Genomic DNA, 15810 nt, shown 5'->3' on the forward strand with positions numbered 1-15810 from the left:
AAAGAATGAGGCAAACGCCGGTTCTTATCGTTACAATAGCAACTAGGAGGGATCAGCCCCATGGTGCCTGAACAGCATTCGGACGTCATTTTATTGAAAGAGATCGCGGAGTTGTTGAACGAAGAAACGAATATGGAGCGCATGCTTGGCGGTGCGATCGACAAGCTGCTGCAAAACTCCAATTTTGAAACGGCATGGATCTTTTTCATTGATGAAAAAGGCAAGCACAGACTCGTGGCGCAAGCCAATTTACCGGATGCCCTCGAGGAGCGGGACTGCCGTCATTTAACAAAAGGCGGCTGCTGGTGCGTCAAACGCTATCATGACGGCGATTTGGAAAAGGCGTCGAATATCATCGCCTGCCAGCGCATCGAAAACGCCAAAGCGACACATGGCAAAATCGGCAATATTTCGCATCATGCGACCGTGCCGCTGCAATCCGGCAAGGAAAAATTCGGCTTGCTCAATATCGCTGCGGCCGATACGGTGCGCTTTTCAAAAGACGAACTGGCTTTATTGGAATCGGTCGCTTTCCAGATCGGCTCCGCCATCAAGCGCATCGTCCTGACCAAGCAGGAACAGGAATTGGCACTCGTCAAAGAGCGCAATAGGCTCGCGCGGGATTTGCACGATTCCGTCAATCAGCTGTTGTTCTCGGTCACGTTGACGGCTAGGGGCGGCATCGAAATGGCGGAAGACGAAGCGCAAAAAAGCACGTTCCGGGACATCCAGCATCTCAGCCAGGAAGCGCTCAACGAAATGAGGGCATTGATTTGGCAATTGCGGCCAAAAGGGCTCGAGAGCGGCTTGATCGATGCCATCAAAGCGTACGGGGAAATGCTCGGGCTGTCGATGGAAACGAAAGTGACCGGCGTGATTCAATTGCCGTCGCGTACGGAAGAAACCTTATTCCGCATTGCGCAGGAAGCATTGAATAATGTGCGCAAGCATGCGGGCACAAGCTCCGCTCAAATCTACGTAACGGTCACACCGACCGATGTCTTATTGGTCATCAAAGACGAAGGACTCGGCTTTTCCCCTGCACAAGGCGTGATCCCGTCGATCGGCATGCAAAGTATACGAGACCGGGCGAAAGCAGAAGGCGGCACAGCTGACTGGTCGAGCGAATTAAGCAAAGGAACGGAAATCCTTGTCCGGATTCCGTATTAAAGGAGTGGCAAGATGAGAGTATTGATTGCGGATGATCATCACGTAGTAAGAAGAGGATTGCTGTTTTTCCTGAAAACCCAAAAAGACATTGAAGTGGTGGGGGAGGCTGCGAACGGCATCGAAGCTGTCGAGATGGCAGGCGAGCTGCAGCCGGATATCGTCTTGATGGATCTGGTCATGCCGGAAATGGACGGCATCCAGGCAACCCGAAAAATCAAGGAGTCTTATCCGGATATCATCGTGTTGATGCTCACGAGCTTTTCCGACCGAGACCACATTCTTCCCGCGATCGAAGCAGGCGCGGCAGGCTATCAGCTGAAAGATATCGAGCCGGACGAATTGGTCGAATCGCTGCGCAGCTTGATGCGCGGGGAGAACACGCTGCATCCGAAAGCTTCATCGGAACTAGCGAAAGCGCCGGAAGACCCACCGCCTCACGTTCTCCATCCTTTGACTCCAAGAGAAGCGGAAGTGCTCGCGGAATTGACCAAGGGCAAAAGCAACCGGGAAGTGGCGTCTGCTTTATTCGTGACGGAGAAGACGGTGAAAACGCATATTTCCAATATCTTCATCAAGCTCGAAGTCCAGGACCGGACGCAAGCGGCACTTTACGCCGTCAAGCATGGGTTGACGGAATACGCCAATTGAATGGAACTAGAAAAAGACTGCCGGATGGAAATCCGGCAGTCTTTTTATCTTTTCTTAACAGGGCGGCTGCGTGATTCTTTCGTGCGCTGTTTCCATACCGCGCGTTCTGCCTGTTGTTTGGCGAGATCGCTTTTTCGTTCGATATAGTCGAGCTCACGCAGCAATTTTAAATAGCTTGCATAGCGCTCTTCCGGTAATTCGCCGGAAGCAAGAGCGGATTGGATGCGGCAGCCCGGTTCTTGTTGGTGGCTGCAATCGCGGAAACGGCATTCGGTAGCAAGGATTGTGATGTCTTGGAAGCTCGCACCTAGCCCATCGGCGGAATCAGCAAGCTGGAATTCGCGCATGCCCGGTGTATCGATCAATAAACCGCCGCCTGGCAGCAGCACCAGTTCGCGGTGTGTCGTCGTATGGCGGCCTTTACTGTCGTCTTCCCGGATGTCCTGCACCGCCATTTTATCGCTATGGGTGAGGGCGTTGATGAGCGATGATTTGCCGACGCCCGAAGAACCGAGCAGCGCGCCGGTTTTGCCATCCGTTAAATAGCGATTGAAGGCATCCATGCCAGCACCAGTCAAAGCTGAAACGGCAAACACATCAACGCCGAATGCGGTAGCGGCGACTTCTTTCAAGTAAACTGCCGGGTCTTCGCATTGATCGCTTTTCGTCAGCACGACGACCGGCATGGCGCCTGAATCCCAAGCGGCGACCATATAGCGTTCAAGGCGCCGGACATTAAAATCATGATTGAGCGACATGACCAGGAAGACGTAGTCGAGATTGACGGCGATGGTCTGCATCTCGGACGTTTCGCCGGCCGCTTTTCGGGCGAAGCGCGAACTTCTCGGCAGCAGTTGGTGGATGATGCCTTTGTCTTCTCCAGGCATTTGTTCCAGTGCCACCCAATCTCCGACGCTTGGAAATTCATCGCGGCTGTGGCTATGGCGGTAATTTCCGGACAAAGTAGCTGGCCATTCACCGAAATCGGTCATGACGCGGTAGCCGCTCTTATGTTCGAGAATGACGCGGCCTGGTATTTTCTGTTCAGGCAATGCTTGTTGGAATGATTCATTCCATCCGTATTGTTTGATAATCGACAATGTAACTTCCTCCTATAAAAACGCATAATAAAAACCATGACTGCAATAATGCCTGCCATGGTCTCCGCGCATAGGAAAGAAACGTATCTTCAGCGATACACAGAGGGAGACATCATAGCAAACATCATTAAGTTGCGGGTTGCACGTACTGAAATAGTCACCATAATGCCTCACCTCTTTCCATTAGTTAAGATAATGATAAGGGCAATTGAAGCAGAGGTCAATGGTTTTTTAAGAGTATTTTGACAATGGCATTCGGCTATTCGCGTTTCTTCCATAAGCATCGCTACGTGCTATAGTGAAAGGCAAGGGTGAAATAGAACCAGCGTTTGCCCCAATTGGAATAGGGGAACAAGGGAACAAACGAATATTTTATTAAGGGGGGAAGTTATGAAAAAGATTTTTTACAATTGGCGGGAAAAACTGTGGGTGACCCCTGCAATCTACAGCTTCCTAGCCATATTATTATCCATTGGATTTTTTTATGTGGATTTATTGGTCATTCGGCAATACCGTGAATTCATCCCGGATATCTTGCTGACCAATGTCCAATTGGCCCAAACGATCATGGGCGCGCTCGCTGGGGCGCTATTGACGATGACAACGTTTACGTTTTCCACGATTCTTGTCGTGCTGACGATGTATTCCTCCCAGTTTTCCCCGAGGACCTTGAAGAATTTTGTCCATGACCGTCTTACATGGCGCGTACTGGGGATTTTTTTGGGGGGCTTCATCTATAACACGCTGTCGTTAATGTTCATGCGTGATGCCTTGTACACACATGATGTTATTTCTACGTTTGTCGGGATCGTCATTGCATTTCTTTGCTTGTCGACATTTGCATATTTCATCCATCACATTGCAACGAACGTGCAAGTGGAGAAGTTGATCGAGGAACTTGAAGAAGATGCCGAACGAATCATCGATACGTATAGTGAAAAACAACAGCAGGCAATGGAAATCGATGTACAATGGAATCCCGACGGTTTTGCCGAGACGACCCTTGCCGAAAACGATGGCTATATCCAATTCCTGTATTTCGATAAATTGACGGAATATGCGGTGGAGCACGACCTGGAAGTTGAAATTCTTCACGGCATCGGTGCGTATGTCCATGAAAATACGCCGTTATTCCGTGTCTACCAACGCCAGCAGGAAGACCTCGATTTGAGCCGCTTTATCACGATTGGCACAGAGCGGACCACGGACCAGGATCTTGATTTCGCCATCCAGAAAATGGTCGAAGTGGCATTGCGGGCGATTTCCCCCGGCATCAACGACCCGAATACAGCGAACGGCATCATCATCCGGATCGGGCGGCTGCTCGGCAAATTAAGCCACCTCGAGACCGGGGCAATCACCATTCGGGACAAAGAGAAAAAAGGCCGCGTACGCTATCCGTTTTTTACATTCCCGCATTTTCTCTACCTGACATTCCATCAATTGATCCATTATGGAAAAGAGGATGTATCGGTCGTGGCCGCAATTTTGGAATCTTTGACAAACGCCGCGCAATTATCGAATCCAACGCATCACGAGGCTATTTGGGAAACACAGTTGCATGTGCTTGAACATTTGGAGAAGTCGCCTTTCAAACGCCTTGACCGCCGACACATCCAAGGAAAATTGGATGCGCTGGCAAAAGCGCTGGATCGCCGTCCGGTTCTGCTCAGCGACTACCAGCTGGACCCGCAAGGATGATGTGCAGGAGCATCTAATGGGACGGAGTGCTGCGGGCAAAGGAGGGGCTTATGCAAAAAACGCAATTATTTGAAGGCATCGGCGTTCTGAGGAATTTATCCGTCACGGAGTTTTTCATGTTTTTTCTATATTTATTGTTGATCCTCGTTGGGAAATGGATTGCCCAAGCCGTGCTGAAACGAATCGTGAGGCATGATGGTTATCAAGAGCGGATTTATCCAATTCTCGAAGACATTCTGAATTGGGTCGCCTTTTACGGCAGCATTTTGCTGTTCCTGTTTTATTTTGGGCAGGAAGAATGGCTGAGGACGCCTTTTTACAAAACGGAAGGGGTCGACGTCTCCATTTTGCTGATTGTCGTCGCCATCATGATCGTTACGTTTTCGAGCCGCGTCGTTAAAGCTTTCAATAGTTTTGTCATGCCTTATGTCTATGGCGAATTTGATGTGGAACTAGGCATGAGTTATACGATCAACCGGCTCATTTACTATGCCGTAATGTTTCTGGCCATTGCAGTCAGCTTCACGCTCGTTGGGTTGGATCTGCGGGCAGTCGGCATCGTCTTCAGTGTGCTCGGGATCGGCATCGGTTTCGGCGTCCGAAATATCGCCGCAAACTTTGTATCAGGCATTATCATTTTATTTGAAAGGCCGATGGAAGTTGGGGAAATGGTCGAAATCGATAAGAAAATCGGGCGCATCACGAAAATTAAATTGCGCTCGACAATCGTTGAAACAAATAAAGACGGGACGCTCGTCGTACCGAACCAATATTTTATCGAACAGATCGTCAAGAACCGTTCGGGCGCAAGGCTATTCGCCCGCGTTGTCGTCAGTATCGAATACGGCTGCGATACGGAGTTGGTCTCGAAACTACTGGTACAAGCTGCGGAAAATGAAATTACAAAAATCGACGGCGTGCCTGATGAAAAGCCTGACGCCCAGTTCATCGATTTCCGCAATTCCTCGATGGATTTCCAAGTGGAAGCGCGCGTCTTGAATGTCGAAATGAAAGACCGCTTAGAGAGCCGGATCCGCCATGGCATCGCTGCCTTGTTTGTAGAGCACGGCATTCGCCTCGCGTCCTTACCGGGCGAAAGAACAGAATAAAAGCAAGAAAAAACGCCTGATCTCAAAAAGATCAGGCGTTTTTCAGAGTGTTGAAGAAGTCTATTAATCCATTACGAATTAGAATGGAGTCGTTTTTTCTACATTCAATAATCAATGATCTTTCTAAGTATTTGGAGAAGCGTTCGCTCGTAACCCCTTCTGCTCAATAATGCTGCGCATTACTTTCGCAAAGATAATGTCTCCCGTAGGTCGCCCTTATCTTTCCTGTGGATTAGCGAGACGACCGAGACCCCGCAAGGAATGAATGAGCGAAGTTTAGCTGAGCACATTCATTTGCGACGCATCTGCCACGCAGATGTGTGAGCAAGCGGGTTTTCTGCGATGCTCGAACGAAGTGAGAGTTTAGCACAAGGGTTTCAAAGCGACTGAGGAGGCTTGGGCGCGAGCCCACGGAAAGCGAGCGATAAGCTTCGGAAAATACGACTTCTTACCTTTCTCTGTTATTGTGCTTGAATACGGGTGAATTCGCCTCCTGCCTCTTCGACGCGGCGTGCCAAGGAGTTGTGCATTTCAAAAATCCGTCCGCTGGAGAATTCGACCATGCCGCCGTCGCGGAAATAATAAGCGACCGACTCGATTGAGTTGGTCCCGTCTTCTTTGTGAAGCCGCTCTTCGACCCGTTCAAACTCTTCCCATGTATACGTGGAGGAATTGAACGACAGAGGTGGATTATACGTGAAGCTGTCACGGGTCATATAGTAATAATCACCGAGCGAAAAGGCGATCGACACGAATCCGATGATGGCGACAGCGCCAGACAAAAGCCAGGATTTCAACGGCTGTTCAATCAGCGCTGCGATAAACAATGCGGCCGCAAGCAATACGATGCCCACGCCTCCAAGCACGAGCGACCAGAACGACGTGCCGACGATTTCTGCCTCCGGTGTGATGGTGACGACTTTTGCCGGGTAGAACACGGCAGCTGGAAAAAATAAAGCGGAAATAAGCAGAATGATGCCGAACGTAACCAAAATGATTTTTTTCTGATCGTAAAAATCAGCCATCCTCTTCGTCCTCCTCTACCGAGTAATCGGGTTCTATATGTACGAGGACGACGCAATTTGGTTTCACTTTCTGGATTTTCCGTTCGATTTCTTCAGTGATCCAATGGCTTTCGACTACATTTAAATAAGGCGCCACGCTGACGGTCAAGTCGATGAACATGACATTGCCATGGGTGCGGCCCTTGAAGTCGCGCAGAGCCAGTACGCCCGGCACGCGTCGAATGACAACGGAAAGCGATTCGACAGCTTCTTCGTCAAATGCGTCGGTCAAGGTCAATACCGATTCGCGGAAAATATCCAAAGCTGTTTTGATGATAATGAGCCCGACAAGAAAAGCCGTGATCGAATCAATTAACGGCGCACCGAGGATGGCCCCAATGATGCCGATTCCGGCTCCGATGCTGACAAGCGCATCCGAACGGTTGTCGTATGCGGCAGCCCTGACGGCGGAACTTTTGATTTCGCGGCTCAACTTCAAGTTATAGCGGTAAACGCCATACATGATGGCTGCCGAGAAAAACGCGACAACCGCGGTCAATGGGGAAGGCGGTTCGAGAGAAGGATTGAACACCGTCTTCACTGAATTCAACAGCACTTGAAGGCCGATGACCGCCATAATGAACGAGGCCAATAGGGAAGCAATCGTCTCGGCCTTCAAATGGCCGTAGTGATGGTTGTCGTCCGGCGGTTTTTGAGAAATTCTCAATCCGATCAGCACAGCGACGGAAGCGACGATGTCAGTAACATTGTTCAATCCGTCCGCCTTCAGCGCTTCAGAGCCGCCCCAAAACCCGACGCCAAGTTTGATGGCGCTTAAAAACAGATAAGCCCCGATGCTGAGCCAGGCGCCTTTTTCTCCTTTGCGGAGATTATCGTATAATTCCATTGCAATTCATCTCCAGATTGGATTGTGGGGAAAACGGAAACGACCCTCCAAAGAGGGCCGTATCGCAAATACTATTATACAGGAAGATCTTCAGCAGGTGCTTTTTGAACTTCTAAATAAAGGATATGATGGCCGTCGACTTCCTGGATGCGGAATTCATAGCCTTGTTCGATGATTTTCTGGCCTTCGACTGCATCGAAATGCATGTCCATAAACCAGCCTCCGATCGTATCGATATCTTCCTCGTCGATGTTAATCCCAAGAATGGCGTTCACGGTATCAAGCAATAATTTGGCGTTGAAAATATAATGGTCTTCGCCGAGCTTTTGGACGTCCGGCGCTTCGTCGACGTCGAACTCATCCTGGATATCGCCGACGATTTCTTCGAGTATATCTTCAATGGTGACAAGCCCTGAAGTGCCGCCATATTCATCACGCAAAATGGCCATATGGATGCGTTCACGCTGAATTTTTAATAATAACTCATTAACCGGCATTGTTTCGATAACTTGGATGACCGGCTGGATAAAGGCGGACACCGGCAAATTTCCGGTATCGGGATTTTTCACATAAGCGCTTAATAAATGCTTCATATTGGCGACGCCGAGAACATGGTCTTTGCTGCCGTCCGTAATCGGATAGCGGGTAAATTGCTCGATTCCTTCCAATGTAAATACTTCGCGCAAACTGATATCGTGGGCGATCGTGCTCATCTCCATCCGGGGCACCATGATTTCTTTGGCGATGCGTTCATCGAATTCGAAGATGCGATTGACGTAATCGAATTCAGATACATTGATTTCGCCGCTTTTCAGACTTTCGGACAACAGTAATTTCAATTCTTCCTCAGTGTGGCCCATTTCACTGCGCGATAATTTTTGGATGCCGAATAAGGCTGAAATCAAGCGGGCGATAGCGCTGAATAGGAAAATGAATGGAAACAACAGGATATAAGCAAAAGCAAGCGGTTTAGCAAGCAAGAGGATGACCTGTTCCGGATTGCGGATGGCAAAGGTCTTCGGAAACAACTCGCCGAACACGACCAATAGCAAAGCTATCGCCAGAAATGCCGTCAGAAAGCTTATCCATCCAACACTTGCTGCCGGCAATCCGAGATTTTCGATAATGGGCTGCACCGTTTCCTGTACGAGCGCATGACCTGCCCAGCCGAGCCCAAGCACCGACAAGGCGATGCCCATTTGGCAGGCAAATAGATACGCATCGGCCTGCTCCGTAATTTTCACGGCGGCTTGTGCTTGTTTTTTATTATTGGCAATCGATTCATCAAGACGCCCCGTGCGGATATTGACGATTGCGTATTCGCATGCAGAAAAGAATGCGGCAGAACCGATCAAAGCGGCGATCGCCGCAATTCGTAAAGGTATGTCCAAATGACTCCTTTGCGCCGGTCCTGTTAAGGAAGGACGCAAAGTTTGCACCTCCTGAAAATGAAAGATGGTAGAAATGAAGGCGATTCCCGCTAGCCAATGCATGGCATATTCATTGGAGAATCCGTTCCTTTTTGTTGCAAGCAGAGCTTTTAAAAAGTATACCACCAAAAAGACTAATTATTCAGTAAAAAATATTTACATGGATTTAATATTGAAACATATAAGCAAACCGTTATGATAGAGAAGAATCCAAAAGAGAAAGGGAGATGGATAGTGAATCGAAAAGAACGCTGGATGGAAATCCTCAAAGCCTCGACCAAGCTAGGCTTGACTTCGTTTGGCGGGCCAGCTGCTCATATCGGCTATTTCCGCGATGAATATGTACATAGAAGAAAATGGTTAGACGATAAAGCGTATGCAGACTTGGTGGCATTATGCCAATTCTTGCCGGGTCCTGCAAGTTCACAAGTCGGCATATCGATCGGCATGCTGCGCGGAGGGATTATGGGCGGATTTTTATCTTGGCTCGGGTTTACTTTGCCTTCTGTCGTCGCCTTGATGATTTTCGCCATGCTGATCAGCAGCGGTTCCGTCGACATCGCCTGGCTGCAAGGCTTGAAGATTGTCGCCGTCGCCGTCGTCGCGCATGCTTTGCTCGGCATGGGGAAATCACTGACCCCGGATGTTCAGCGGCTGTTGATCGCCTTTGGTGCGGCCATCGCCATTTTACTGGTGCCGACTGCCTGGGCACAAATCGTCGTCATTCTATTGACGGGCGTCATCGGATTTTTATTGTATCGGAGAGAGCAAGCCCCTGATGCTGTCAAGCTTGCCTTGACCTTCGGCAAAAAGACCGGCCTCGCTGCATGGGGGATTTTTGGGGCCTTGCTGATTGGTTTGCCGCTTATGCGCCCGTTTATCGAATCGAGTGCATTTGCGATTTTTGATATTTTTTACCGTGTCGGTGCGATCGTCTTCGGCGGGGGCCATGTCGTCTTGCCGATGCTCGAGCGTGAAGTCGTGCCTGACTGGATGACGGCAGACGCCTTCATCGCCGGATACGGTGCGGCACAGGCTGTTCCGGGGCCATTGTTTACTTTGTCTGCTTATTTGGGTCAATTGATGAACGGGGCTGGTGGCGTATTGATCGCCGTCATCGCGATGTTCTTGCCTTCATTCCTATTGGTCATCGGGACCTTGCCGTTTTGGAGCGTCATCCGCACGAAGCCTGGCATTCAAGCAGCCTTAAAAGGCATCAATGCAGGCGTTGTCGGCATTTTGCTGGCGGCGCTGTATGATCCGGTTTTCACTTCCGCGATTCAAGGGCCGGTCGACTTCGCCATTGCGATTGCCGCCTTCGGAATGTTAGTCTATTTGAAACTGGCTCCGTGGAAAGTCGTTTTGATTACGGCGCTTCTCGGTGCGCTGGCTTATGCTCTATAGGAATGGAGAGATGAGATTTGGAAACGGCAATGCAGAGAGACCAACGAGATTCATTGGCTAAATTCAAGGAAGAGTTTTTCGTGGAACCAGGAACGATTTATATGGATGGGAATTCACTCGGCCTGATGTCAAAGCGTGCTGAAGTAAAGCTGGTTGCACTGATGGACAGCTGGAAGCAGTTCGGTATCGAAGGCTGGACAGAAGGTGAACACCCTTGGTTTACGCTGGCAGAGACGCTGAGCGAGAAAGCGGCGCCATTATTCGGCGCGAAATCACATGAAGTGATGGTCACCGGCTCGATTACGTCGAATATCCACCAGATGCTGTCGACGGTTTATGCGCCGACAGAGGAGCGTTTTGTCATCTTGGTCGATGAGCTGAATTTTCCGTCTGACATTTATGCAGTAGAGAGCCATTTGCGCCTGCGCGGGCAAGATCCGGCCATCGCCATGCGCAAAGTACCAAGCCGCGACGGCTACACGCTCGAGCTGGAAGATATTTTAGCTGAAATGAAAGACGATGTTGCGGTCTTGTTGTTGCCGTCGGTCCTTTACCGAAGCGGGCAATTGCTGCCGCTCCGTGAGATTACGCAAGCTGCACACAAGCACAACATCATCGCGGGATTCGACTTGGCTCACTCGGCAGGTGCCATGCCGCATAATTTGCATGAGGACGGCGTGGATTTTGCTGTCTGGTGCCATTACAAATACATGAATTCGGGCCCCGGCGGGACAGGCGGCTTGTATTTGCATGAACGCCATCACGATTTGAACCCAGGGATAGCCGGCTGGTTCGGTTCGGACAAGGCGAAGCAATTCGACATGGACCACAGTTTCACGAAGGCTGAAGGCGCCGGTGCTTATCAGGTCGGCACGCCGAATATTTTCAGCATGGCACCGCTGATTGGCAGCCTGGAATTATTCGAAGAAGCGGGAATCGAGGAAATCCGCAACAAATCGCTGGAGTTGACGACGATGCTGCGCGAGAGGCTTGCGGCGCTCGTCCCTTCTTTAATAGATGTCACGCCAAAAGCGGATGAGCAGCGCGGCGGCCATATCGCGCTTGCGCACCCGGAGGCGGCGCGTATTTGCAAGGCGTTGAAGAAAGCAGGGATCGTTCCGGACTTCCGTGCACCGGATATAATCCGCCTTGCGCCGATCGCTTTTTACACGAGCTTTGAAGATGTGGAGAAAGTAGCGCTCGCTTTGAAGGATATTATCGAGCACGAGCTTTACAAAGAATTCAGCAACGAACGAAATGTGGTGGCCTAAATGGCAAAATCGATCATAGACATTTCGATGGCACTGGACAATTCAACTCCTGAATGGCCGGGGGATACGCCGTTTTCCTATCGTTTATCGGTCACGAAAGAGCAAAGCGGCTCGGTGAATATCGGTGAACTCAAGTCAAGTACGCATATCGGCACGCATATCGACGCGCCATTCCATTATGATGAAAATGGCTTGAAGACTGATGAATTGCCGCTTGATGTATATTTGACGACAGCCCAAGTGATGGACGTATCGGGTCAGGAACATGTGCAATTGGCTGATCTGGATGAGCTCGCGCATGGTGTCAATGCTGTGCTGTTGAAGACGGCCGCATGGCAAGACCGCAGCGCGTTTCCTGGCGCTTGGCCGGTATTCGACCCGGCGATCGCCGAGTGGATGAAGGATAAAGGCGTCCGCCTGCTCGGCGTCGATGTGCCATCAGTAGATCCTGAGACGAGCAAAGAGTTGCCGATGCATCATGCGATGAACCGCAACGAGCGCTTTATCTTGGAAGGCATTGTGTTGGATGAGGTCCCGTCAGGTGTCTACAAACTTGCTGCATTGCCATTGAAGATCCGCGGCGGGGAAGGAAGCCCGGTGCGTGCCGTACTTTACGCAGAATAAGGAAAAAGCCGCCATTCGGTTTGAATGGCGGCTTTTTGGTTGTGTTTTTTTCATTGTGTAGGCTGCGACCTGAGAATCGGTTCCATTTGTTTGATGTTCATCGCAATGGCATCGCAAACTTCCTGGTATAAAGCCCATTTCTCGTCATTGTCCGTGCTGCGGATTTCGGGGTTTGGGATATCCCAGCGCACCAATTTCTGCATCGGCAAATCGTCGGGTATATCAGCTTGCTCAAATTCCCCGTCATGCAGGGCAATAATCAAATCCGCCTGTTTCACTTCGTCCGGATTGTACACGCGCTGCTCAACTGGCGGAATCTCCAAGATGATTTCTTTGAGGACTTCTATCGGAATGTCGTTGAAAGATGGTTGGTTCCATGCCGCACTTCTGATGTCCCAGTCCGGCAACATTAAGCGGCTCGCCCAAATTTCAGCCATCAGCCCGCGATGTTGATGTGATGATAGAAAATATACAGTATGTCTCGGCATGGCTGACCCCTTCTTCCTTTCTTTATTTTCGAGCTGGTTTAATTAGTATTCTTTACCCATGTAGTGAATATACCAAACAGATAAATATATGATATTTATTTAATTATGTCAAAAATATGTCATAAAAATAAACATCCCCCTCAGGATGGGGGAGTCCACATCCTAGGGGGATCATTTCACCACAAGAACAGTAGAATTCGAATCTTTGATCAGCTTGCTGCTGATAGAACCGACAAAAAACTTCTGCAATCCGGATTTCCCGCTATTGCCGACAATCAGTAGATCGATGTTTTGTTCATCGACAAATCCGATGATTGTCTTGATGACCGGACCTTCCAGTGCAAGGACGGAAGCTTCGGCATTTTTGGCGTCAAGTTGCTGCTGTATGGAGTTGTGCATATGCTTCGAATATTCCGAAGCGCGGGCCGTATCCACTTCCTGCGGCGGCCGGTAGCCGTCGTCGCCGATTCCCTGTGGCATGAACTGTGCGTATGAACTGTCGACATTTGCAGAAGTAACTGGTGCGGAAGCACGTCCGACATCCATATAGCCTGTGCGTTCTTGCGCTTCTTCGTTGACGTAGATGACTGTTAGTTTAGCGCCTGGAAGAATCTTGGAAAGTTCTATGCCTTTATCCAGTGCCAACCGGCTGCCTTCCGACCCGTCATATGCAATTGCAATATTCTTGTACATGTCTTTCACCGCCTCAATTTGCTGTTATTCTCTTGTTCCCCCAAATATTGCAGTCGCAAACCTTTCGGGTATAACTGGCGGAGGCTGGGGGGAGTGGCAGTACGACTTTTGGCTGAATTGTCATTTTAGTTCAAAATAGCTTGACAATTCAAAAAAACGAGTGGTACTCTTGAACTAACAAATATATGGAAAAGGAGGTTTGGACAATGAAAAAGTTTCAGAAGGCGTTAAAAACCAATTACATAGCATTGCCAGGCACTCCGATGATTTTTAATTGCTATTTACTTCGTGACTAGAAATATTCGGGTTGGGTCTGTGCATCCAGTCCTATTTTCAAGAGCGCATGCCTGAAAACAGGTATGCGCTCTTTTTGTGTGGTTTAAACAGCTTGGCTGCTTAAATAAATAATTAAAACTAAGGGAGAGAAGCATTATGGAAAAGCGTCATGTTAAAAAAGCACTAATCAAGGAATCGCTTGAAGGCGATTAGCCAAACTGAAAATGGAAAGAAGGCGTAATGCATGTTTGATGTTTTATGGAAATTAAAATGGTTTTTTAAAGAAAACTGGCTGCGCTATACAATCGCAGTGGTGCTCTTATTTGTAGCGAATATCCTCGAGATCGTCCCGCCATGGCTGATTGGGGTAGCGATCGACGCCATCGCCCAGCAGGAGCTGACCAGTGAACTGCTGTGGCAGTATGTGGTCGTTTTACTGGTAGCGATGGTGCTAGCTTATGTCATTAATTTCGTCTGGCAATACCAATTATTCGGCGGGGCGTATGTCATCGAACGGCAGTTGCGCTCGAGTTTAATGGGGCATTTCCTCAAGATGACGCCGACTTTTTATGAAAAGAACCGGACGGGGGATTTGATGGCCCGTTCGACCAATGATTTAAAGGCAATTTCCGAAACGGCAGGATTCGGGATCTTGACACTTGTTGATTCGACTTTATACATGGCAACAATTGTCGTGGCGATGGGGATTCTCGTCTCTTGGGAATTGACGTTTTTAGCCATTTTGCCATTGCCGGTCCTCGCGATTGTCGTCCAATTGCTCGGCAAGAAAATCCACGAGCGCTATACCTTGGCGCAGGACGCGTTCGGCGATATGAATGACAGCGTCCTGGAATCGGTCGGCGGCGTCCGCGTCGTCAGGGCGTATGTGCAGGAACGTTCATCTGAAAAGGAATTCCAGGAAATGACGCAGGATGTCTATGAAAAGAATATGGCAGTCGAGCGCATCGATGCGCTGTTCGCGCCAGTCACAAAAGTATTGACGGGCATCAGTTATGTCATCGGCCTCGGCTATGGTGCGTTTCTAGTTTCCGAAGGGACGATGACTTTGGGCGATTTAGTCGCTTTCAACGTTTATCTCGGCATGATCGTCTGGCCGATGTTTGCGATTGGTGAATTGATCAATATCCTGCAGCGCGGCAACGCATCGATCGACCGTGTCAATGAAACTTTGGATTACGAAGAAGACATGGTCGACCCGAAAACGACAAAAGAAACCGGGAACCCAGATCACATCGGATTCCGCGATTTCGGCTTCAAGTACCCACAGTCGACATCGATCAACCTGCAAGGTATTAATTTATCGATGAACAGTGGGCAGACGCTCGGCATCGTCGGCAAGACAGGGAGCGGCAAAACGACATTCGTCAAACAGCTGCTGAAGGAATACCCGACAGGCGAAGGGTCCTTGACGATGAACGGCATTGAAATCAACGAACTGAGCAAGGCGCAATTGCGTGATTGGGTCGGCTATGTCCCGCAGGATCATGTCCTATTTTCGCGCACCATCCTCGAGAACATCCTGTTCGGGAAAGCGGATGCAACGGAAGAGGAAGTGTCCGAAGCCATCAAGCTGTCCTATTTCGAGAAGGATTTGGCAATGCTGCCGAACGGTCTCGAAACGCTAGTTGGCGAAAAAGGCGTCGCGCTATCGGGCGGGCAAAAGCAGCGCATTTCCATTGCGCGGGCAATCATCAAAAATCCGGAAATTCTCATTTTGGATGATTCCCTATCGGCGGTCGATGCCAAGACGGAAGCCAAGATTATCGAGAACATCCAACGTGAACGGGCAGGCAAAACAACAATTATCACGACGCACCGATTGTCTGCCGTCAAACACGCCGATTGGATTGTCGTGCTGGATGATGGGCGCATCATCGAAGAAGGCACACACGAAAAATTAGTGGCAAAACAAGGCTGGTATCATGAACAATTCCTCCGCCAGCAAATCGGGGAGGTGCAATAAG

14 protein-coding genes are annotated in these 15810 nt (G+C 49.5%); 8 read left to right on the top strand and 6 right to left on the bottom strand.

Annotation, left to right across the window (positions count from 1 at the left end; all coding sequences use genetic code 11):
• Nucleotides 1–60: 60 nt before the first annotated feature.
• Nucleotides 61–1170, top strand: a complete 1110-nt coding sequence (locus G3255_RS05685) for a GAF domain-containing sensor histidine kinase (RefSeq protein ID WP_211653658.1) — start codon at nucleotides 61–63, stop codon at nucleotides 1168–1170.
• Between the two features lie 12 nt (nucleotides 1171–1182).
• Nucleotides 1183–1818, top strand: coding sequence for a response regulator transcription factor (locus tag G3255_RS05690; RefSeq protein WP_211653659.1), 636 nt, complete (start codon nucleotides 1183–1185; stop codon nucleotides 1816–1818).
• Nucleotides 1819–1862: 44 nt separating this feature from the next.
• Here G3255_RS05690 and rsgA read toward each other — a convergent pair whose 3' ends face one another.
• Nucleotides 1863–2918: a ribosome small subunit-dependent GTPase A gene (rsgA, locus tag G3255_RS05695; protein ID WP_211653660.1), complete on the bottom strand. Its 1056-nt coding sequence runs from the start codon at nucleotides 2916–2918 to the stop codon at nucleotides 1863–1865.
• Between the two features lie 390 nt (nucleotides 2919–3308).
• Between rsgA and G3255_RS05700 the strand changes: the two genes are divergently transcribed.
• Complete coding sequence (locus G3255_RS05700; protein ID WP_211653661.1) at nucleotides 3309–4619, top strand: DUF2254 domain-containing protein; 1311 nt, start codon at nucleotides 3309–3311, stop codon at nucleotides 4617–4619.
• Nucleotides 4620–4669: 50 nt separating this feature from the next.
• Nucleotides 4670–5728 (top strand): mechanosensitive ion channel family protein, encoded by a 1059-nt coding sequence (locus G3255_RS05705; protein ID WP_211653662.1) that lies wholly within the window; start codon nucleotides 4670–4672, stop codon nucleotides 5726–5728.
• A 461-nt stretch (nucleotides 5729–6189) separates the two neighbouring features.
• On the opposite strand, the gene G3255_RS05710 is transcribed toward G3255_RS05705, so the two are convergent.
• The 3 genes from G3255_RS05710 to G3255_RS05720 all read right to left on the bottom strand — a co-directional run bounded on the left by G3255_RS05710 (nucleotide 6190) and on the right by G3255_RS05720 (nucleotide 9069).
• A complete protein-coding gene (locus G3255_RS05710) occupies nucleotides 6190–6753 on the bottom strand; it encodes a hypothetical protein (protein ID WP_211653663.1) in 564 nt (187 codons plus the stop codon).
• Nucleotides 6746–7639 (bottom strand): cation diffusion facilitator family transporter, encoded by an 894-nt coding sequence (locus G3255_RS05715; protein WP_211653664.1) that lies wholly within the window; start codon nucleotides 7637–7639, stop codon nucleotides 6746–6748. The genes G3255_RS05710 and G3255_RS05715 overlap by 8 nt, the downstream gene beginning before the upstream one ends.
• 74 nt (nucleotides 7640–7713) lie before the next feature.
• Entirely contained in the window at nucleotides 7714–9069 is a 1356-nt protein-coding gene (locus G3255_RS05720) for a hemolysin family protein (RefSeq protein WP_249222068.1), read from the bottom strand.
• A 195-nt stretch (nucleotides 9070–9264) separates the two neighbouring features.
• Here G3255_RS05720 and chrA point away from each other — a divergent pair, with 195 nt between their 5' ends.
• The 3 genes from chrA to kynB are packed head-to-tail and all read left to right on the top strand — an operon-like array spanning nucleotide 9265 to nucleotide 12368.
• Complete coding sequence (gene chrA, locus G3255_RS05725) at nucleotides 9265–10473, top strand: chromate efflux transporter (protein ID WP_211653666.1); 1209 nt, start codon at nucleotides 9265–9267, stop codon at nucleotides 10471–10473.
• A 29-nt stretch (nucleotides 10474–10502) separates the two neighbouring features.
• Complete coding sequence (kynU, locus tag G3255_RS05730; protein WP_211655775.1) at nucleotides 10503–11744, top strand: kynureninase; 1242 nt, start codon at nucleotides 10503–10505, stop codon at nucleotides 11742–11744.
• Nucleotides 11745–12368, top strand: a complete 624-nt coding sequence (gene kynB, locus G3255_RS05735) for an arylformamidase (protein WP_211653667.1) — start codon at nucleotides 11745–11747, stop codon at nucleotides 12366–12368.
• Nucleotides 12369–12418: 50 nt separating this feature from the next.
• Here kynB and G3255_RS05740 read toward each other — a convergent pair whose 3' ends face one another.
• On the bottom strand, nucleotides 12419–12856 hold the full coding sequence (locus G3255_RS05740; protein ID WP_058381310.1) for a low molecular weight phosphatase family protein: 438 nt from the start codon (nucleotides 12854–12856) through the stop codon (nucleotides 12419–12421).
• Between the two features lie 171 nt (nucleotides 12857–13027).
• Complete coding sequence (locus tag G3255_RS05745; protein ID WP_211653668.1) at nucleotides 13028–13549, bottom strand: universal stress protein; 522 nt, start codon at nucleotides 13547–13549, stop codon at nucleotides 13028–13030.
• Between the two features lie 520 nt (nucleotides 13550–14069).
• Between G3255_RS05745 and G3255_RS05750 the strand changes: the two genes are divergently transcribed.
• Nucleotides 14070–15809, top strand: a complete 1740-nt coding sequence (locus tag G3255_RS05750; protein ID WP_211653669.1) for an ABC transporter ATP-binding protein — start codon at nucleotides 14070–14072, stop codon at nucleotides 15807–15809.
• The last annotated feature ends 1 nt before the right edge of the window (nucleotide 15810 follow it).

The organism is Planococcus sp. MSAK28401 (assembly GCF_018283455.1).
In the GTDB taxonomy this organism is placed as follows: domain Bacteria; phylum Bacillota; class Bacilli; order Bacillales_A; family Planococcaceae; genus Planococcus; species Planococcus alpniumensis.